The organism is Pseudomonas helvetica, from assembly GCF_039908645.1.
Taxonomy (GTDB): Bacteria; Pseudomonadota; Gammaproteobacteria; order Pseudomonadales; family Pseudomonadaceae; genus Aquipseudomonas; species Aquipseudomonas helvetica.
In genome coordinates this window covers 3,303,535-3,322,340 of record NZ_CP150917.1, presented here as the reverse complement: position 1 = coordinate 3,322,340, position 18,806 = coordinate 3,303,535, and the positions used below count along the sequence as shown (strand labels likewise).

Genomic DNA, 18,806 nt, shown 5'->3' with positions numbered 1-18,806 from the left:
ACAAGAATCGAGACCTTCATCATGGCGAGAAAAATCAGTTATCAGCAGGCAATCAACGAAGCTCTGGCCCAGGAAATGCGCCGCGATCCCAGCGTGTTCATCATGGGTGAGGACGTCGCCGGCGGTGCCGGTGCCCCCGGTGAAAACGACGCCTGGGGCGGGGTGCTGGGCGTGACCAAGGGCCTCTATCACCAATTCCCCGGACGAGTGCTGGACACGCCATTGTCGGAGTTGGGCTATGTCGGTGCTGCAGTGGGCGCCGCGACCTGTGGCGTGCGCCCGGTATGTGAGTTGATGTTCGTCGACTTCGCCGGTTGCTGCCTGGACCAGATCCTCAATCAGGCGGCCAAGTTTCGCTACATGTTCGGCGGCAAGGCCTCCACGCCACTGGTCATCCGCACGATGGTCGGTGCCGGGTTGCGGGCCGCTGCCCAGCACTCGCAAATGCTGACCTCGTTGTGGACCCACATTCCAGGGCTGAAAGTGGTCTGCCCGTCGTCACCTTATGACGCCAAGGGTTTGCTTATCCAGGCAATCCGCGACAACGACCCGGTGATCTTCTGTGAACACAAAATGCTCTACAGCATGCAGGGTGAAGTACCGGAAGAGCTCTATACCATCCCCTTCGGCGAAGCCAACTTCCTGCGTGATGGCAAGGACGTGACGCTGGTCTCCTATGGCCGCACGGTCAACACCGCGATGGACGCCGCGCGCAATTTGGCCGTGCGCGGGATCGACTGCGAGGTGATCGACCTGCGCACCACCAGCCCGCTGGACGAAGACAGTATTTTGGAAAGTGTGGAGAAGACCGGACGCCTGGTGGTCATCGACGAAGCCAATCCGCGTTGCTCCATGGCGACTGATATTTCGGCTTTGGTGGCGCAAAAAGCATTCGCCTCGCTCAAGGCGCCGATCGAGATGGTGACTGCTCCGCATACGCCGGTACCGTTCTCCGACGCCCTGGAAGACCTCTACATTCCCGACGCGGCGAAGATCGAGAACGCCGTGCTGAAACTGATCGAGTGGAGCAAGCGTTCATGAGCCAGATCCATACCTTGACCATGCCCAAGTGGGGCCTGTCCATGACCGAGGGCCGGGTCGATGCCTGGCTCAAGGAGGAAGGCCAGGTCATCGCCAAGGGTGACGAAGTGCTGGATGTCGAAACCGACAAAATCTCCAGCAGTGTCGAGGCGCCTTTTTCCGGAGTGCTTCGTCGGCAGATCGCCCGCCAGGATGAAACCCTCGCAGTGGGTGCGTTGCTTGGCATCGTGGTCGACGGCGAGGCCAGCGAGGTCGAGATCGATGCAGTCGTCGAGCAGTTTCAGGCCACGTTCGTGCCTGGGGACGACGCCGAGGAGGACCGCGGGCCGAAGCCGCAAAAAGTCGAGCTGGACGGGCGGTTGATCCGTTACTTGGAGCGCGGCGAAGGCGGGGTGCCGTTGGTGCTGGTGCACGGCTTTGGCGGTGACCTGAATAACTGGATGTTCAATCATGAAGCATTGGCCGCCGGGCGCCGGGTGGTTGCCCTGGACCTGCCGGGCCATGGCGAGTCTACCAAGCAGCTTGAGCGCGGAGACCTGGATGAGCTGAGCGGCATAGTGCTGGCACTGCTTGATCACCTGGACATTCCCGCAGCGCATCTGGTAGGTCATTCCATGGGCGGAGCGGTGTCGCTGAACATTGCGCGTCTGGAACCGCAGCGGGTACGGTCCTTGATCTTGATCGGCAGCGCAGGTCTGGGGGAGGGCATCAACGGCGATTACCTGGAAGGTTTTGTCGAGGCTGCCAACCGCAATGCCCTCAAGTCACAGTTGGTGAAACTGTTCTCCAATCCCGAGCTGGTCAACCGGCAGATGCTCGAAGACATGCTCAAGTACAAGCGCCTGGAAGGAGTGGGTGCGGCCCTGCGCCTGCTGGTATCAGGCGTGTTCAAAGACGGATCGCAACAGCTCGATCTGCGCGGCGTGGTGCAGGACGGCCAGCAGCCAGTGTTGCTGATCTGGGGCAGTGACGACGCGATTATTCCGGCGAACCATAGTGCCGGGCTGAAGGCTCAGGTCGAGGTCCTGCCAGGTCAGGCGCACATGGTGCAGATGGAAGCGGCCGAGCAAGTCAATCGATTGATTCTGGACTTTGTGCAACAGCACTGACGCCCCTCCTGGCGACCTCTCGCGGGGTGCCAGGAGCAACTATTTCAAGGAGATTTCGCTTTGAGCATTTCAATCAATCCGCAACGCAGTATGCGTGCCGCTGTCTGGCACGGCCGCCACGATATCCGTGTCGAAGACGTTCCGCTGCCAATAGCGCCACCTGCCGGCTGGGTGCAGATCCGCGTGCAGTGGTGCGGCATTTGTGGGTCCGATCTGCATGAGTACGTGGCTGGGCCGGTGTTCATACCGGTTGACGCACCGCACCCGCTGACCGGGATCAAGGGCCAGTGCATTCTCGGTCATGAGTTTTGTGGCGAAATCGTCGAACTCGGTGCCGGTGTTCAGGGTTTCAGCGTCGGCGAACCGGTGGCGGCCGATGCCTGCCAACATTGCGGCAGCTGCTACTACTGCACCCACGGGCTGTACAACATCTGCGAGAACCTGGCGTTCACCGGGCTGATGAATAATGGTGCCTTCGCTGAACTGGTCAACGTGCCGGCCAACCTGTTGTACAAGTTACCGGCGAACTTTCCTGCTGAAGCCGGGGCACTGATCGAGCCGCTGGCGGTGGGCATGCACGCGGTGAAAAAAGCCGGGAGCCTGCTCGGGCAGAACGTTGTAGTCGTTGGTGCAGGCACCATTGGCTTGTGCACCATCATGTGCGCCAAGGCTGCCGGTGCGGCTCAGGTGATCACTCTGGAAATGTCTGGAGCGCGCAAGGCCAAGGCCCTGGAAGTGGGGGCGACCCATGTGCTCGATCCCAATGAATGCGATGCCTTGGCTGAGGTACGGCGCCTGACGGGTGGGCTCGGGGCAGATGTCAGCTTCGAATGCATCGGCAACAAACACACCGCCAAGCTCGCGATCGATCTGATCCGCAAGGCCGGAAAATGCGTACTGGTGGGGATCTTTGAGGAGCCCAGCGAGTTCAACTTTTTCGAGTTGGTGGCTACCGAAAAACAGGTGCTGGGTGCGCTGGCCTATAACGGTGAGTTTGCGGACGTGATCGCTTTTATCGCTGATGGTCGGCTGGACATCACTCCGCTGGTGACTGGGCGCATTCAGTTGGAGCAGATCGTGGGGCAGGGCTTCGAGGAGCTGGTCAACAACAAGGAGCACAACGTCAAAATCATCGTGTCGCCCGCTCGAGTCTGAAGCGGCTGAGTCGGACGATGGACCCTTCGTTGTGATTACTGCTGCCTTGTCATCGTGCAATGGCAGCATTTACAGCACTGGCCGTATGCTCATGAACCTGACTGAGCAAAAGCAGGCTCCTGCTCTTTTTGAGAAAACCGCCGTCCACGTTGTGCCCCGACGGGCGTTGGTGCTGACGGTGGCTGGAAAATTGATCGCGGCTTTCCCCGAATTAACCAATCCCTTATAGCGATGCCCTGGCAACCAATGGACAATCAACTGGCCGGGTTCCTGATACGTCGAGGGCTTCGATCAGGTGCCGGGCAGCCCTGCGACCGATCTCGTAGTACGGCAGTTGTACCGTTGTCAGCGGTGGGATGAACAGTTCAGCGATACCGATCATATTGTCATAGCCGAGCACGGCGACATCATTGGGGATTTTCAGCCCACGGCCCAACAACACCTGATAGGCACAAAAAGCAATACGGTCGTTGCCACAGATCAGAATGTCGAATTGGGGACGACTATCAATGATGTGCCGGTCGAGGATGGCTGCGGTTTCACCATAGGCGTCATGATCGGCAAGGTCATATTGCAGGAGTGCGTCAGGCAACAGCCCGAATGCCTGACAGGCACGCTGCATGCCTCTTTGTCGCAGACCCCAGGCCAGGCTCTGTTTTGGAAGATTGATAAACAGAGGGCGCCGATAGCCTCGACTCAATGCGTGATGTACGGCTCGATACTCCCCCATTTCGTCGTCGGGCACATAACTGACCAGGCGACTGTCATCCGCCAGGCAATTGGCGAGTACCAGGGGGGTGCTCTTCAATCGCTCGGGAATGCACACCTGGCGCAGCCCCATGGCGCTGAAGATCAACCCGTCGGGACGGTGCGATAACATCAGGTCGATGTTCTGGTCGGTGGGCGGGTTGCTTAACAGGTTGAGGATAAATACATTCCAGCCTGCTTGCTGCGCAGTCTGTTCGATGGACAGCAGCAGCTCGACGGCGAACGGTGTAGTTGCGGTGTCCAACGCGAACACACCGATGGTTCGCGTCTGGAGGTTGTCGCCGCGAATTCTTCGCGCTGATAGGCTCGGCACGAATTGCAATTCGTCAATGGCGCGACGCACCCGTTGATAGGTTTCGGGGCTCAATTTTTCCGGATTGTTGAGTGCTCGAGAAACCGTCATCAGGGACACGCCGGCTAGCTGTGCAACGTCTTTCACTGAAGTCATGCGAGGCGAAGCCGGTCAGGTTGAGGCAGAATCATGACACATGGCCTGCGCTTCTCGCGATACGAATGACGCTGCTCATAGCCATCCCGAGGCAAGTGGCCACGCCCTTGGAATGGAGACACGCCCGCCGCTCCCGCTTGCAAGGAGCTTCACGCCCAGACTGCCGGGCTGCGGATAGAGGCGACTGCTGAGGCTGAAGCGCCCGTTTTCGTCAAACACCTCGATGGACGAGCGATCGAGGAACACACGCAGTTCGAGTCGCTCTTGTGTCGGGTCTATCGACACGCTTCGCTGACCTGTGGCTTGCGCACCCGAGCGGCTACGGTCAAGCACCAGACGCTGTAGCGACGCATCGTAGTAGAGCAGGGTTTCTTCATGGCCATCGTCGCTGCAGCGCAAGGCGATTCCCAGGTGGCCGTCGGTGCAGCCGAGCAAATCCAGATGCACATGGATTTCGAGCATATCGCCTTTCACCTCCGGCACCCACCGGGTTCCCGACTCATCCCACCAGGGTGTACCAGGCAATGGCGCCTTGCGTAGAGCGGTGAGCTCCCGTGCCGGATACACACAAAGGCGATCTGCGCGCAGTTCAAGTTCGCGCGGCAAACCGAGCATGCCGCACCAGTGATGGGCCTTGCTCGGCATCGGGCTTTCCCACATGTCGAGCCACGCCCACAAAAGTCGCCGACCATCGGCGGCCAGTAGCGTTTGCGCTGCATAGAAATCGTGACCGTTATCGAGCTCGATAAAAGGCCCGCCAGTGAAGTGCCATTCGCTATCGAGTCGACCCACTCGATAACCAGTCTGGTACTTGTTGAGCCGTTCGTAACCTTGGGGTTGCATGCCTTGGGGGGAGTACAGCAGTACATCGCGTCCGTTCAGTCGAAACAGATCCGGGCATTCCCACATATAGCCATCGCCCTCGCTGCCGCCGGACACATAGCCAAGGAACTCCCAGGCGTGCAGATCCGTGGAGCGGTACAACGGGAGCAGCGGTATATCGTCCAGACGTGCGCCGGCAATCAGGTACCAACAGTCATCCTCCTTCCATACCTTGGGATCACGAAAGTGCATGATCGTGTCTTGCGGCGCGGTCTCGATGACTGCGCCATGCTTGACGAAGCGGATACCATCGATACTGGTGGCCAGGCACTGGACTTGACGGATCGAGCGTTCGTCACCCGCTTCCCCCAGCCAGGTGTGCCCGGTGTAGATCAGTGCCAGGGTATCTCCACACACCACTGCGCTACCGGAAAAACAACCGTCACGGTCGAAGTCATCGCCGGGTGCCAGCGCAATGGGGAGATGCTGCCAATGAACCAGATCGGCACTCTTGGCATGCCCCCAATACATCGGGCCCCATTTCGCCTCGAAGGGGTAATGTTGATAGAAAACGTGATATTCGCCACGAAAGTACACCACCCCGTTAGGGTCGTTCATCCAGCCTGCCGGGGGAGCAATATGATAACCGGGTCGATAATCGTGGATGACGCGAGACAGGCCGTCACTCAGTGCACGCTGCGCAAGGTCAAGGGAAGAAGACATTGGATCACTCATGGAATTCAAGGACAAGGTCAAAGGGCGCCTGCTCGTACCGAGCGCAGAGAGACTCCATCTGGCAGGGTTTCAATGGCTTGTGGGGGACGCCTCAAGGCCGTGCCGTCGGCGTCGAACAGGTGCAGATTACCGATGTCCAGCTGCAGCTCGACCCGATCGCCGACCTGCCATCCGGCGTTGACCTCACAACGACAGATCAGTGGATCGTCCTGCCCGGTATCGAGGTGCACATAGGTTTCGCTGCCCAGGTATTCGACCCCGGTCACGATGACGCCGACGGTTCCATCCGCCGCTTTGAGCGATACATGCTCCGGGCGAACCCCGAGGCTCAGCGGAGTGTCCGCCGCCAGGTTTGAGCTGTCGAAGGGCAGGGAGGTCATACCCAAAACCGGGGTGTCAACCAGGCTGGTTTCGCCTGGGGCATGCAGGCGCGCCGCCAGAAAGTTCATTCTGGGCGAGCCCAGAAAACCGGCGACAAAGCGGCTGGCGGGGCGTTCATAGAGTTCGCGCGGCGAGCCAACCTGCTCTACGCGACCGCCATTGAGCACGACAATTTTGTCGGCCAGGGTCATCGCTTCCACCTGATCGTGGGTGACGTAGATCATGGTCGAGCCTAGTCGAGCATGCAGACGGGCGATTTCGTTGCGCATCTGCACCCGCAAGGACGCATCCAGGTTGGAAAGCGGCTCATCGAACAACAAAATGTCCGGTTCCCGCGCCATGGCTCTGCCCATGGCCACACGCTGACGCTGCCCTCCAGAGAGTTCCTTTGGCTTGCGTTGCAGCAGTTTGTCCAATTGCAGGATTTGCGCAGTTCTCAGCACCCGCTCGCGCAAGCTGCTCTTTTCAGTCTTGGCCAGTTTGAGACCAAAACTGATGTTGTCGTAGACGCTCATGTGCGGGTACAGCGCATAAGACTGAAACACCATGCCGACGCCACGCTCGCGCGGTTCCAGGTCGTTGACCCGTCGCTCGTCAATCAGCAGGTCGCCGGCGCAGATCGAGTCCAGTCCGGCGATCAGTCGCAACAGGGTCGACTTTCCGCAGCCCGAAGGGCCAACGAACACCACGAATTCACCCGCAGCGATCTCCAGGCTGACGTCGCGAAGAATCCGCACGCCGCCCAATTGTTTGTTCACGTTGTCTAGCTTCAATTTGATCATGATGCTGTTCCTTGTATTTGTTGGGCATCAACCCTTTAACGCGCCGGCAGTGAGACCGGAAACGATTCGGCGCTGGAAGATCAGCACCAGAATCACCAGTGGGACGGTGACCAGCACCGATGCGGCCATCAACAGCCCCCAAGGCAGCTCATGGGGACTCCCGCCGGAAATCAAGGCGATGGCGACCGGCACCGTGCGTTGCGTGTCTGTGAGGGTGAAGGTCAGGGCAAACAGGAACTCGTTCCACGCTGCGATAAAAGCCAATAAGCCAGTGGTGACCAGCGCAGGCCAGAGCAGCGGCAACAGCACACGGGTAAGCGTGACCCAGGGCGAAGCGCCATCCATGATTGCCGCTTCTTCCAGTTCATGGGGCAGTTGCCCCATGAACGTGGTCAGCACCCAGACGGTGAAGGGCAGGGTGAAAATCGTGTAGCTCAGGATCAATGCCCAGGACGTGTTGTACAGACCCAAGGCGCGGATCACTTCGAACAGCCCCGACAGTACAGCGACCTGGGGAAACATCGAGACGCCAAGAACCATCATCAATACCGTGCCACGCCCACGGAACTTCACCCTGCCCAAGGCGTAGGCGGCGGTCAGGCTGAGGAACAGCGCCAGCGTCACCACGCAAAGCGCAACCACCAGCGAGTTACCGATAGCTCTCAGGAATGAGGATTGGTGGAGTACCGCCGCATAATTGGAGAAGTCGGGACTATCGATCCAATAGCTCACCTCGAACAAGGCGCTGGATGGCTTCAGCGAAGTCACGATGGCGTAGTAGAAAGGGAAGACCGCATACAGCAGCAAAATCCCGATCAGACACCAGAACCCGAGGCGCAACAGCGCTTTTTTGAGTAGACGCTGGCTCATGAGCGAACCTCCAGTTGACGGCGCCCGAGGTAGAGATAAAGCATGGCGATCACCGCAACGACCAGAAACAGCAGAGTCGAGGCCGCGCTGCCATAGCCAACGTCTTGGAACTCCACCAGGTGCTGGCGGGCATAGACCGACATACTCATGGTGCTCGAAGAGTTCGAGGTCAGCACATAGATGACATCGAATACCCGCAGGGAATCGAGGATGCGGAAGATCGCCGCCACCAGCAATGCAGGCATCAACAGTGGAAGCGTGACACGCCAGAACACTTTCAGCGGATGAATGCCATCGACCCTGGCGGCTTCGTAGCAATCGCTCGGCAACATCTGCAAGGCAGCCAGCATCAGCAGCGTGACAAAAGGTACGGTCTTCCAGACGTCGACGATGATGACCGCCCACATCGACAGATCCGCATCTGCCGTCCAGGCCAGTGGAGCATCAATCAGTCCGAGGCTCAGCATCAGATGATTGATGATGCCGAACTGGTCGTTAAGCATCCATGACCAGATCTTCGCCGAGACAATGGTAGGAATCGCCCAGGGAATCAGAATCAACGCACGCACCAGGGAACGGCCGGTGAACTTGATGTTTAGCAGCAACGCCACCAGCAGCCCTAGCACGATTTCCAGTCCCACCGACACCACGGTGAAATGCAACGTGTTGCGCACAGCGTTCCACCATTGTGGATCGACCAGAATGCCCGACCAGCTGGAACCGTCGTGGAACAGATAATTGCTCAAGCCTACGAAGGAGCCGCCACTCGTGTCCGCCAGGTTGGCGTCGGTCAGGCTGAACCAGAATGTGCGCAGTAGCGGCCAGGCCGCCACCAGGGCCAGACACAGCAGCATTGGCGTCAGAAACAGCCAGGCGGCGCGTACTCGGCGACGCTGTATGGGCGTTTCCCTGGTGAGCAGGAGCTCGTCACAGGAGGCATGGGTAGTAGAGACAGACATGGTGATTTCCTTCCTTGTGGCTTACCAGTTCCGGCGTTTGATGCGCGTGAGTTCGCTTTCCAGTTCGGCCAGCGCCTGATCGACAGGCAACTCACCCGCCAGCACGCCATGCACTCGATCGAAGAACGCATTGGAGACCCGTGGATAGCGATCGGCGGTTATTGAGGCGGGGCGCATGACCCCATCGTTGAGAATGCTGTGGAGCTGACCGTAGTAAGGCATTGCCGCGAGCAGTTCGGGATCCTGATACAGCGACTCGATAACCGGGTTATAGGCGCCTATCAGAGCACGATGTTTTTGCTGTTGGGCACTGGTCAGGTAGCTCACCAGATCTGCGGCAAGTTTTGGATGGGCGCTGTAACGCGATACCGCCAAGCCCCACCCGCCGAGAGTGGATGCATGGTTGCCGGTCTCGCCGCCCCGGGGTAGGGGAGCGACCCCAACCTTGTCTTTTACGGCACTGTTCTGGCTTTGCACCAGGGCCCAGACATAAGGCCAGTTACGCATGAACAGCGCATTTCCCGACTGGAATACGCCACGTCCTTCTTCCTCGGTGTAATTGAGCACGCCACGCGGGGAGATGTCTCCCACCCAGCTTTTCGCCAGGGTCAAAGCAGCTCTTGAGGCCTGACTGTTGACCACGATGTCTCCTCGTGGATTGACCAGTCCGCCTTCCGGTTGGCTGCTGATCCACTCCAGCGCATTACACGTCAGCCCCTCGTAGGCGCGTCCCTGAAATATGTAACCCCACACATCGGGGTTACCGGCGTTGCGTTCGGCCTGTTGAACATCCCTGGCAGTAGCGGTCATTTCCTCCCACGTCTGGGGAACCTGCTTGTTGTACTTCTCGAGCAAGTCCTTGCGGTAATACAGCAGGCCCGAATCGGTGAACCACGGCATCGTCACCAACCGTCCGTTTACCGTGGCGTTATCTACCTGGGCCTGGAAGTAGCCTTGGGTAGCGTTGGCTGGAAGCACCTCGCGCAGATCCATCAGATGTTTGGCCAGCATCCCCGGCCACACCATATCGATTTGAATGATGTCGATGTCGGTGGACTGCGCACTAAGGATCTGTTGGTAGAACGACAACCTCTCGGTCGCCGAGTTAGGCGTGGAAACCACCTCGACATTGTTGCCGGTCTGTTTCGACCACGCCTCGACAGCTTCCTTGCAGAGTTGTAGCTCTGCACCCACCGCACCGCAGGAGATCGTCAAATCGGCGGCGCTCGATACGGATGGAAGCCCGGCAAAGAGGGTGAGTAGCGCAGCTGGAAGGAGAGTTTTTAGCTGTTTCATAAAGTCCTCTTTATTTTTGTTTTTAGAAAAGTTAACGTTAACACGCTCAATGTAGCAGCGTATTTGCGATGAGGCATCTTTTTTTTTGTCGATTTGGACAATTCACAACTCACGAAAAAACAGCCTGTCGCTGGAACAAAACAATAAAAACAAAACAGGGAAATCCACATGCAGAAAGCATCAAGATGGCTACTCGCAGGCGTGCTCAGCACCTCGGCGGCGACCTCTCAGGCCGCTACTCTGGAAGAACGCATGGCCGCGTTTGAAGCCCGTGCCAGCGCAGCGGAAAAGCGTGCGGCCGCAGCCGAGCAGCAAACCCAGGCACTTGCGAGGGAATTGCAGCAGATCAAACTCACCACTCCCGCTTTGCAGCCCGCAGCATCCACTGCATCCCAGGCAACAAATCCCGTTCTGGACACCCGACTGGCAAAACTCGAAGCCCGCCAGGAAAGCATGGAAAAACAGGCCAGCACTTCAAACCTCACTGATGGGTTCAGCTTCAACGGCTATGCCCGCTCTGGATTGCTGATCGACGAGGGGCTTGGTGGTGGCCGTGGCGGCCCTTATACAACTCCGGCCGGATCGGTTGGTGGTGCAGTCGGGCGACTCGGTAACGAAGACGACACCTACATGCGTATAGACCTGTCGAAAGAAATCTATGCGCAAAATGGCACCCGTTCCAAATTCACGGTCTCCATCGCCGACGGTGTGGAAAGCTCCAATGACTGGACGGCCGACGAAAGCAAACTGAACGTGCGCCAGGTATTCACAGCGCTCGACCATGTCGCTGCGTTCAAGGGCAATCCAGTGTTCGAGAACGCCACCCTGTGGGCAGGTAAGCGATTTGATCGGGATAACTTCGATATCCACTGGCTGGACTCGGACGTCGTCTACCTGGCCGGTACCGGCGGTGGAATCTACGATATGCAGATGAACAAGAATTGGCGTTCGAATTACTCCTTGATTGGGCGTAGCTACGGGGATTTCAGTCAAGGGGGTATTAATGCCGATGTGGCGAGCTACATCCTGACCTCCAACCAGTTCTTCGAGGATGGTCAGTGGCAGTGGATGTTCAATGGCATCGGCGCAAAGAAAAACGATTTCGGTACCCGCACCAATAAAGCAGGTCTGACGCCTGCGGAATCCGGCTTGCACAGCATGCTGGCCAATCACCAGAAAAACTTTTTCGGCAGAGAAGGCTTCTTCAAAACGGCGCTGCTCTATGGGCAAGGTCTGGGAGCAGAGGTCAAGAACGTCGGCTCGGATGGTGAACTGATTGACGATGCCCGCGCTCTGCGTCTGGCACTTTACGGCGAGACACCCCTTGCGCCTGACTGGCGTATCGGGCCCAGCTTGCTGGCCGAACAGAGCAAGGATAGATACGTCAAGGGTGACGACTACCGCTGGCTGACCCTGAACGTGCGATTGGCTAACACAATCAACAGCAACTTCGAGATGGCCTACGAAATGAGCTGGCAAACCATGAACCTCGACCCCAAGGGCTATCTACAACGTAATGCGGTCGACGGTAACTTCTGGAAATTCACGGTCGCCCCGACATTCAAACTGGACGTTGGAGACCTTCTCACACGTCCCGAATTGCGAGTGTTCGCAAGCTACATGAATTGGTCTTCCGATCTGGACAGATACAGTACCTCAGACTCCTTCGGCAAGACGGACTTCAACGCCGGAGGTATATGGCAATACGGTATACAAATGGAAACCTGGTTTTAATATTTGAACGCGCCGGCCAACACGCCTTCAGCGCGCCTGCAGGCTGTTGTTGCAAACAGAGATGTCGGTTGCAGACATCTGCTTTGAGGTTGGCTATGAAAATCTCCCTAACTTCAACAGATACTTTCGCATCGAAAAAGAACAGACACCGATCAAATATCGTCGCGGAACAGCGATGACGATTATTCAATCGAAACGGTACTCATCGATCCCGGCCTTTCACCAATGCGCATTGAGTGATTACCGGTCGAAGCTGATCAGCCAGCTGTTATCCCTATGACAAAAATTGAGGAAATGACGATGGTATTGCCTCGCGCGGTAGTATTTGGCGAAGCCCTGACCGACCTTGTCCAAGGCCCTCCTGGACAGTGGAAGGGCTATCCAGGTGGTGCTCCCTGGAACGTTGCACGAGCGTTAAGCCGCTTGGGTGTTAGCAGCGCTTTTGCTGGGGCGGTGAGCATAGATTCACTGGGTGACGAGATAGTTGCGCAGTCGGAAGCGGCAGCGTTAGATATGAGCTTTATCCAACGAGTAGATCGAGATCCTTTGGTCGCCATCGTTCCATCGAGCCGTCCTCCAAGATACTTTTTTGCTGGAGATGCCGATCTGTTTTTTGACCCAGATCTGATGCCCGAAGGATGGATCAACAAAGCAGAGCTGTGTCATTTCAGCTGCATCAGTTTAGCTCGACAGCCACTCGCAGACAGGCTGGTTAAAATTGCTCAGCAGGCCAAAGAAGCCGGTAAACGGATTAGCTATGATCCGAACTGGCGCAATTTAATGGATAGTCATTATCGGGAGCAGACCTTCCCTACGATGACCACCCTTGCTGACATGATTAAGCTTTCCGACGAAGACCTTCGGCACATTTATCCAGGGCTGACCGAACACCAGGCAATGGATGAACTTCGCGCTCTTAATCCTCAGGCACAGATATTGTTTACCCGAGGGGAACACGGGATGATTCTCCACACCCCGGACAGCCAACTCGATCAGCCGGCTATTGCCGTGAAAGTGGAAGACACGGTTGGTGCAGGAGACGCTTGTATGGCTGGTTGGCTGGCTGCGGAGTTGCTGGGGATCGCAGACTTGAGAGAGCGCCTGCGATTTTCAGCGGCTTGCGCATCCATATCTTGCCGCCATGCTGGAGCACATGCTCCTGCGCTAGCGGATGTGGAAGGTTTGCTGAAGTTGCTAATAGATATCTGACATAGCTTGATCGTTGAGTGCTACTTCAGTATTGGCTTTGAATTGAGGGGAGCAAAGAGCATGCCGTGATAAGGCAAAAATCTGGACATTCGCGTCGCAAGCGTTGTTCTATAAAGGCTTGCGTGCAAACCACCTCAATTCCTCCTAAATGGCTGGCCACCTCGGCCAATCCGCGGACGCCTATTGCGTTGTCCCCGGAATTTTCAATCCCGACAAATAGTTGCCTGCAGACCAAATGAGCAAGTTTACCCCTCATCTCGGCATAACCCCCAAAAGATCCAGCGGCTTGCCAAACGAAAAGTCAGACACTAAGGTAGCGCCCCCTAACGACTGGCCCCGGACTTTGGGTGAGTGGTAACGGCTACAGACAAAAAATTAGATGGCAGCGCCCCCTCCTTTGGCGAGTACTTCACCGCAAAAAGATAGCGCTGTCTCACTGTCAAGGTGACTGAGGCTCGATAGAGCTTTCCTTGAAAGTGACAATCACAAGAAAGAGGAAGCCCGTGATGACGAACGCTAGTGCTAGCGCGACTGTCTCCAACAGTTCGGCAACACCCCACGCCCAACGGATGAGCACCTACGTGTTCGCGCTGTTTTTCATCCTCGGCAGCATCACCAGCCTTAACGATGTCCTGGTGCCAAAACTCAAGCACCTCTTCAGCCTCAGCTATACCGAGGCCATGCTTGTGCAGTCGTCATTCTTTTTTGCCTATTTCATTTTCGCCATACCCGCAGGCCTGCTCATTTCGCGAATCGGCTACATGAGAGCGGCCGTCCTCGGGTTGCTGCTGATGGCTGGTGGATGCCTGCTCTTCATTCCCGCCACCCAGTCCGCATTGTTTCCAGCCTTCCTCGGCGCCCTCTTTGTGCTTGCGATTGGCGTGACAACCGTTCAGGTCGTTGCGAACCCGCTGCTTTCGCTGCTCGGAACCGCCGCAACGGCCCCTAGTCGCCTCACCCTCGGCCATGCGTTCAATTCGCTGGGAACCACTGTCGCGCCGTACCTGGGTGCCATACTGATCCTGGGCTCCCTCAATGCGGTAGATACCTCCGCATTGTCGCCAGCAGAACTGACGTCCTTCCTGTCGCAGGAAGCCAGCGTGATCAGCAACACCTATGCAAGCATTACGCTCTTCATCTGCATGGTCGCCTTGATCGTCTGGCTGAAAAGAAATGAGCTGCAACCGTCAACAAGACCTGAGCGTCTCAATCCACTCGCTGCGCTCAACCTTCTAAAGCAGCCGCGCTTTGCACTCGGCACCGCTTCCATATTTCTCTATGTTGGCGCCGAAGTCACGATTGGCAGCCTCATTACCGACTACCTCATGCTGCCGACAACCCTGGCCCTTCCCGCCGAAGCCGCGGGCAAGCATGTTGCCTTCTATTGGGGTGGCGCCCTGGTTGGCCGCTTTATCGGCTCGGCGCTGATGCGCACTTTCGCACCTGGGAAACTGCTGGCCTTTGCCGCCACGGCAGTCATTGTGCTGTTGACGATCTCTGCCACCACACAAGGCGTTGTTGCCGGATGGTCGCTGCTGGCCGTCGGGCTGTTCAACTCCATCATGTTTCCGACGATCTTTACCCTTGCGACCGCAGGGCTCGGTCATCGCGCGGCAGAAGGTTCGGGCCTGTTTTGTTGCGCCATTGTTGGCGGGGCATTTATTCCGCCATTGACAGGGTATGCGGCCGACCTCTCGACACTCGCGATGGCATTGAGCGTGCCAGCGACCTGTTATGCCTGCATCGCAATTTACGGTTGGTATGCCCGCGTTCCGAAGCACTAGCATTCCCTGGCGCGCAGCTACCCGGGTGGTCACGGGTTACTTCAATTACCACGCGGTGCCGGGAAATCTGATACGTCTTGGTGGATTTCGTCTGGAGGTTTGCCGTCTATGGCGGCAAACCCTCAAAAGGGTATTGGATTGGTTGCCGCCGCAGTCCTTGATCGCGACGACGCGCTCATGGGCGACGATGTTGAGCAGGGTCGCCTGTTCGAAAGCCACGCCGGTGCGGTACGGGATGTCGTAAAGAATGATCGGGACGCTGGAGGCATCGGCAACAGTTTTGAAAAACGCTTCAAGGCCGGCCTGGGAAGGGCGGATGTAATACGGTGGCGGCACCAGCAAACCCGCTACGGGACGTTTGAGGATTTCATTGTGGAACTGCAGCAGCTCGGCCAGATTGTTGCCGGCCAGGCCCATGACCAGCCGCCGCAACCCGACGAAATCGATGGCGCCGTTCTGAAAGGGTGTAACGAGTGGAACCCGGATACCTTGAAACGAGGACATACACTTACTCCTGAAAGTTGATCGATGTAGTCACCGTCAGAAGCGTAGAAGGAGGTAAGCAGGGGGAGGGTGCCCGTCGCGCTCAATGTCCTGTCAGCTCATCTGACGGGACAGCGCGCCCCGGTCACATGAGCGACTGTTTCTTCGATTTGAGGGCGTGTGCAACGCAACCTTGCGCCTTGGCAATCAAGCCAAATGGGTGTCCGGAATCATTAGACCACTACATGCACTCGATTCGCATAGTCGCGCCAAGCGATTACAGCGAACGAACCGGGCAAGAAAAACCGTAAATCAATCGTTATGTGAAGAATGAATCGTGCGCTGTTTGTTTCTCTAGATGGGCCCAAGGGAACCGGTAAAACCACACTGTTGGAAGCCGTTACGAAAGTACTGAGGGCAGACAATAAAAAGGTTATCCGACTTTGCGAGAAAAAAAGCGATCCCTATAGGGGGGAAATAATGACCCTCGTTAACAAACTCGTCAGAAATCCCACCCGGGATTTGGAGTTGAGGGTTTGTGAGCGCTTTGCTGATAGCCGTACCTGGATTTCCCAGCACGTATTGGCTAAACAGCCACCAGGCAGCATCATCTTGATTGATCGCTGGTACCCGTCTGATGCCGCGTTTCGCCGGATAATCCCGTTTGCAGAGATTCTACAGTTGAACATTGATCGAAACGTGCGAGTGCCAGACCTGCATGTCGGGGTTGTCACCGCCCCTGATATTTCATGGGCGAGGGCAGCGGCCCGATCGCGTGGGCTAAGCAGTACGGTGATCCATAAGCTGGAAGAACATGTCGCTTGTACCAAGGCGTTCGAGCGAGCGATTGCAGATCACGGCTGGGTTTTATGCCGTAATGAAGGAACGATCGAAGACGCAACGATGCAGGTGATTTCTGAGATCTATAGAGTCCTTCGATGCCCCGCAGACGAAGTTCGCTGAACCGGTCTTGATGCGGTTGAGATAGCCGTTGCGCGGAGATGAGTTGGCTCCCTTTGTCCGGTAGTATCACGGACCGCACATTGGAAAGATGGACTTCGCTGTGAACAATATGATTGCCAACCTCATCGAAAGCCGACTGGACTCGCCTGAGATGGCGCGCGATTCGCTACACGCAGCGCTCCAGTTCGGCGATGAATTCGAGCAAGCCTGCCTGGGCAGCCCGTTGAACGGGAAGGCCATTCGCGAGAAATTGATTCCATTCCGGTACGGTATTGAGTCCGGCCACGATTACGAACTGAGACGGCTGGCAAAGCTTCTGAAGGCAGATGCTACATTCACGCTGGCAAACATGTACCTGTCGGGAAGCGATAATCAGGATATCTGCAGGGCCGCGGAGGCTACCCCGGGCTGCAATCTGGACTTACAACTTCGTGGCGAACTCTTCAGCGAAGACATCGGGTTGTAATCCATCGAAGTGAGGTAGCAACGTTGTGTTCAAAGCTGCCTCACTGGACGCGCCCAATCTCCTCGCCACGTCGTGATTGGGTCGCCAGCACGCCAACAGATTGCAGGCCTCATCGCATTAATGGCAACTCTACATCGCGCCAGCAACAGCTCATCATTCCCGCTCAGTCCAGATCCCAGCTCCTCCAGAACGCGTCGTAACAGCAATATCAGACTGCTTTACATCCCGTAGAGGCCGAAGTTTTGGCGTGCCGCGTTGCTGCCCCGATTCGTCTCGTCATGAACCCATCCGGCTTCAAGGGCAATGGCTCACTCGGGTGGGCTACATGACGGCTCAAGAAGCGCACCGAGACATCAGCCATTACCTGATGGGATTCTGCCCCATCAATTCAACGGTGGGCTGGCGCCAGCTCAGGCCGAGAAAAAACTTAACGTCGTGTCCGGGATTAGTTGACCACTACAAACAACAACTGGCCGCCCAGCTCGCAGAGCTTGAGTCGATGAAAAGTGATTCCGGCCTTAAGAAGGAAATGGAGTTTGAGAGCAAACTGCGCCATTTGCTTGGTGAGTACGGCTACAGCCTGAAAGATGTGATCAAACTGCTTGATCCACAAGCCGGTCGCCGTGCTCCAGCCGTTGAGTCCAAAGTCGGCAGCCGTAAGCCACGCGAAGTGAAGGTCTACAAAAACCCGCACACCGGCGAAGTCGTTGAGACCAAAGGCGGCAATCACAAAACGCTGAAGGAATGGAAAGCGGAACACGGCTCCGCGACCGTTGAGTCCTGGCTAACCGAGTGATTTTGGTTTGAGTACAAAAAGGCCCGTGAGGGCCTTTTTATGGGATGCGTCGTCGAAGTTCTTCGTCGATCAATGTTGCGGTTTAAGCCTGAGTGTTGCATCCACTTACCTTACTCGTGATCGGAGTGTCTCGTGCCTCAGGACTTAGGGGTATTCATTCTTTTATGCCTCGTAAGCGCAACGAGCGTCGACGCATGAGTTCAACAGCGACCAGCAATGCCACCGAGCCGAGAATCAGTAACGTGGCCGCCGCCAGGATGGTTGGGCTGATCTGTTCGCGCATGCCTGACCACATCTGGCGCGGTATGGTGCGTTGCTCAACCCCGCCAAGAAATTGCACCAGCACCGCCTCATCGAATGAGGTCACCATCGCAAAGAGCGCGCCGGACATGATCCCTGGACGAATAATTGGGAAGGTCACGCGGAAAAATGTATAGGTGGAAGAAGCTCCGAGGCTTGTCGCTGCTCTGGTCAACGAGTGGTCGAAACCAACTAATGTCGCCGTCACTGTGATGATGACGAATGGCGTACCGAGTACCGCATGGCCCAGAATGATGCCAAGGTGGTTTTGCCCGATGCCCAGTGCGCTGTAGAAAAAGTACATGCCGGCAGAAGAGATGATCACCGGTACGATCATCGGCGAAATCAGGGTGCCCATCAGCAGTCCCTTGCACGGCAGATTAGCGCGGCACAAACCGAGTGCTGCCAACGTCCCGAGTGCCGTTGAAATCACCGTTGCGCAGAAGGCGATCAGCAGACTGTTTTTGAACGACAGCACCCACAGTGGATCCTCGAGAAGCATGTGGTACCAACGCATTGAAAAGGCCGCTGGATCAAGGCTGAGCATGCCGCTGGTAAAGCTGAAGTAGGGCTCGACGTTAAATGACAAAGGCACCACTACCAAAATTGGCAAAATCAGAAACAACAGCACCAATACCGCAAAGCTTCGAACGCTGAAGAACCAGACTCTGCCCATCGGGCTGGTATAGCTTGGAAGACTCATTT

General features: G+C 56.8%; 16 protein-coding genes and 4 pseudogenes. 12 read left to right on the top strand and 8 right to left on the bottom strand.

The features are described from left to right. Positions 1-21 precede the first annotated feature (21 nt). The 4 genes and pseudogenes from AABM55_RS15160 to AABM55_RS15145 all read left to right on the top strand — a co-directional run. Positions 22-1,041: an alpha-ketoacid dehydrogenase subunit beta gene (locus tag AABM55_RS15160; RefSeq protein ID WP_347926753.1), complete on the top strand. Its 1,020-nt coding sequence runs from the start codon at positions 22-24 to the stop codon at positions 1,039-1,041. Continuing rightward, on the top strand, positions 1,038-2,150 hold the full coding sequence (locus tag AABM55_RS15155) for an acetoin dehydrogenase dihydrolipoyllysine-residue acetyltransferase subunit (protein ID WP_347926751.1): 1,113 nt from the start codon (positions 1,038-1,040) through the stop codon (positions 2,148-2,150). Before AABM55_RS15160 ends, AABM55_RS15155 begins: the two co-directional genes overlap by 4 nt. Before the next feature lie 90 nt (positions 2,151-2,240). Further along, positions 2,241-3,305, top strand: coding sequence for a 2,3-butanediol dehydrogenase (locus AABM55_RS15150; RefSeq protein ID WP_347930039.1), 1,065 nt, complete (start codon positions 2,241-2,243; stop codon positions 3,303-3,305). Between the two features lie 25 nt (positions 3,306-3,330). After that, positions 3,331-3,501 (top strand): annotated as a pseudogene (locus AABM55_RS15145) (amino acid permease); the annotation flags it as partial. Between the two features lie 27 nt (positions 3,502-3,528). Here AABM55_RS15145 and AABM55_RS15140 read toward each other — a convergent pair. From AABM55_RS15140 to AABM55_RS15115, 6 genes are all read right to left on the bottom strand, one after another. Continuing rightward, positions 3,529-4,521 (bottom strand): LacI family DNA-binding transcriptional regulator, encoded by a 993-nt coding sequence (locus AABM55_RS15140; RefSeq protein ID WP_347926749.1) that lies wholly within the window; start codon positions 4,519-4,521, stop codon positions 3,529-3,531. A 75-nt stretch (positions 4,522-4,596) separates the two neighbouring features. Then, on the bottom strand, positions 4,597-6,099 hold the full coding sequence (locus AABM55_RS15135; protein WP_347926747.1) for a glycoside hydrolase family 32 protein: 1,503 nt from the start codon (positions 6,097-6,099) through the stop codon (positions 4,597-4,599). Further along, entirely contained in the window at positions 6,096-7,241 is a 1,146-nt protein-coding gene (locus AABM55_RS15130; RefSeq protein ID WP_054597388.1) for an ABC transporter ATP-binding protein, read from the bottom strand. Before AABM55_RS15130 ends, AABM55_RS15135 begins: the two co-directional genes overlap by 4 nt. 27 nt (positions 7,242-7,268) lie before the next feature. Continuing rightward, the gene (locus AABM55_RS15125; protein WP_054597387.1) at positions 7,269-8,111 is read right to left on the bottom strand and encodes a carbohydrate ABC transporter permease; all 843 of its coding nucleotides are present in this window, start codon (positions 8,109-8,111) and stop codon (positions 7,269-7,271) included. Next, complete coding sequence (locus AABM55_RS15120; RefSeq protein WP_347926744.1) at positions 8,108-9,070, bottom strand: sugar ABC transporter permease; 963 nt, start codon at positions 9,068-9,070, stop codon at positions 8,108-8,110. Before AABM55_RS15120 ends, AABM55_RS15125 begins: the two co-directional genes overlap by 4 nt. 21 nt (positions 9,071-9,091) lie before the next feature. Next, positions 9,092-10,366: an ABC transporter substrate-binding protein gene (locus AABM55_RS15115; protein WP_054597385.1), complete on the bottom strand. Its 1,275-nt coding sequence runs from the start codon at positions 10,364-10,366 to the stop codon at positions 9,092-9,094. 168 nt (positions 10,367-10,534) lie between these two features. Between AABM55_RS15115 and AABM55_RS15110 the strand changes: the two genes are divergently transcribed. From AABM55_RS15110 to AABM55_RS15095, 4 genes and pseudogenes are all read left to right on the top strand, one after another. Next, positions 10,535-12,100, top strand: coding sequence for a carbohydrate porin (locus AABM55_RS15110; protein ID WP_054597384.1), 1,566 nt, complete (start codon positions 10,535-10,537; stop codon positions 12,098-12,100). 22 nt (positions 12,101-12,122) lie between these two features. Next, positions 12,123-12,380 (top strand): annotated as a pseudogene (locus AABM55_RS15105) (helix-turn-helix domain-containing protein); the annotation flags it as partial. Positions 12,381-12,400: 20 nt separating this feature from the next. After that, the gene (locus AABM55_RS15100) at positions 12,401-13,309 is read left to right on the top strand and encodes a carbohydrate kinase (RefSeq protein WP_347926741.1); all 909 of its coding nucleotides are present in this window, start codon (positions 12,401-12,403) and stop codon (positions 13,307-13,309) included. Positions 13,310-13,878: 569 nt separating this feature from the next. Continuing rightward, entirely contained in the window at positions 13,879-15,093 is a 1,215-nt protein-coding gene (locus AABM55_RS15095; RefSeq protein WP_347926739.1) for a sugar MFS transporter, read from the top strand. 126 nt (positions 15,094-15,219) lie between these two features. Here the strand turns inward: AABM55_RS15095 and AABM55_RS15090 are convergent. Next, positions 15,220-15,597, bottom strand: a pseudogene (locus tag AABM55_RS15090) (dihydrodipicolinate synthase family protein); the annotation flags it as partial. A gap of 309 nt (positions 15,598-15,906) precedes the next feature. Here AABM55_RS15090 and AABM55_RS15085 point away from each other — a divergent pair. From AABM55_RS15085 to AABM55_RS15070, 4 genes and pseudogenes are all read left to right on the top strand, one after another. Further along, positions 15,907-16,539 (top strand): dTMP kinase, encoded by a 633-nt coding sequence (locus AABM55_RS15085; RefSeq protein WP_347926737.1) that lies wholly within the window; start codon positions 15,907-15,909, stop codon positions 16,537-16,539. Positions 16,540-16,639: 100 nt separating this feature from the next. Next, on the top strand, positions 16,640-17,005 hold the full coding sequence (locus AABM55_RS15080) for a hypothetical protein (protein WP_146016089.1): 366 nt from the start codon (positions 16,640-16,642) through the stop codon (positions 17,003-17,005). Between the two features lie 292 nt (positions 17,006-17,297). After that, positions 17,298-17,458: pseudogene (locus tag AABM55_RS15075) on the top strand (IS3 family transposase); the annotation flags it as partial. Between the two features lie 16 nt (positions 17,459-17,474). Further along, positions 17,475-17,801: a histone-like nucleoid-structuring protein, MvaT/MvaU family gene (locus tag AABM55_RS15070; protein WP_347930038.1), complete on the top strand. Its 327-nt coding sequence runs from the start codon at positions 17,475-17,477 to the stop codon at positions 17,799-17,801. Positions 17,802-17,955: 154 nt separating this feature from the next. On the opposite strand, the gene AABM55_RS15065 is transcribed toward AABM55_RS15070, so the two are convergent. Further along, complete coding sequence (locus AABM55_RS15065) at positions 17,956-18,804, bottom strand: ABC transporter permease (RefSeq protein WP_179053930.1); 849 nt, start codon at positions 18,802-18,804, stop codon at positions 17,956-17,958. Positions 18,805-18,806 lie beyond the last annotated feature (2 nt).

Excerpts from the sequence above, each read along its gene's own strand:
- AABM55_RS15115 (WP_054597385.1), bottom strand. The coding sequence starts at position 10,366 with ATGAAACAGCTAAAAACTCTCCTTCCAGCTGCGCTACTCACCCTCTTT.
- AABM55_RS15120 (WP_347926744.1), bottom strand. The coding sequence starts at position 9,070 with ATGTCTGTCTCTACTACCCATGCCTCCTGTGACGAGCTCCTGCTCACC.
- AABM55_RS15150 (WP_347930039.1), top strand. The coding sequence starts at position 2,241 with ATGCGTGCCGCTGTCTGGCACGGCCGCCACGATATCCGTGTCGAAGAC.
- AABM55_RS15085 (WP_347926737.1), top strand. The coding sequence starts at position 15,907 with ATGAATCGTGCGCTGTTTGTTTCTCTAGATGGGCCCAAGGGAACCGGT.
- AABM55_RS15100 (WP_347926741.1), top strand. The coding sequence starts at position 12,401 with ATGGTATTGCCTCGCGCGGTAGTATTTGGCGAAGCCCTGACCGACCTT.
- AABM55_RS15125 (WP_054597387.1), bottom strand. The coding sequence starts at position 8,111 with ATGAGCCAGCGTCTACTCAAAAAAGCGCTGTTGCGCCTCGGGTTCTGG.
- AABM55_RS15160 (WP_347926753.1), top strand. The coding sequence starts at position 22 with ATGGCGAGAAAAATCAGTTATCAGCAGGCAATCAACGAAGCTCTGGCC.
- AABM55_RS15065 (WP_179053930.1), bottom strand. The coding sequence starts at position 18,804 with ATGAGTCTTCCAAGCTATACCAGCCCGATGGGCAGAGTCTGGTTCTTC.
- AABM55_RS15130 (WP_054597388.1), bottom strand. The coding sequence starts at position 7,241 with ATGATCAAATTGAAGCTAGACAACGTGAACAAACAATTGGGCGGCGTG.
- AABM55_RS15110 (WP_054597384.1), top strand. The coding sequence starts at position 10,535 with ATGCAGAAAGCATCAAGATGGCTACTCGCAGGCGTGCTCAGCACCTCG.
- AABM55_RS15140 (WP_347926749.1), bottom strand. The coding sequence starts at position 4,521 with ATGACTTCAGTGAAAGACGTTGCACAGCTAGCCGGCGTGTCCCTGATG.
- AABM55_RS15155 (WP_347926751.1), top strand. The coding sequence starts at position 1,038 with ATGAGCCAGATCCATACCTTGACCATGCCCAAGTGGGGCCTGTCCATG.
- AABM55_RS15095 (WP_347926739.1), top strand. The coding sequence starts at position 13,879 with ATGAGCACCTACGTGTTCGCGCTGTTTTTCATCCTCGGCAGCATCACC.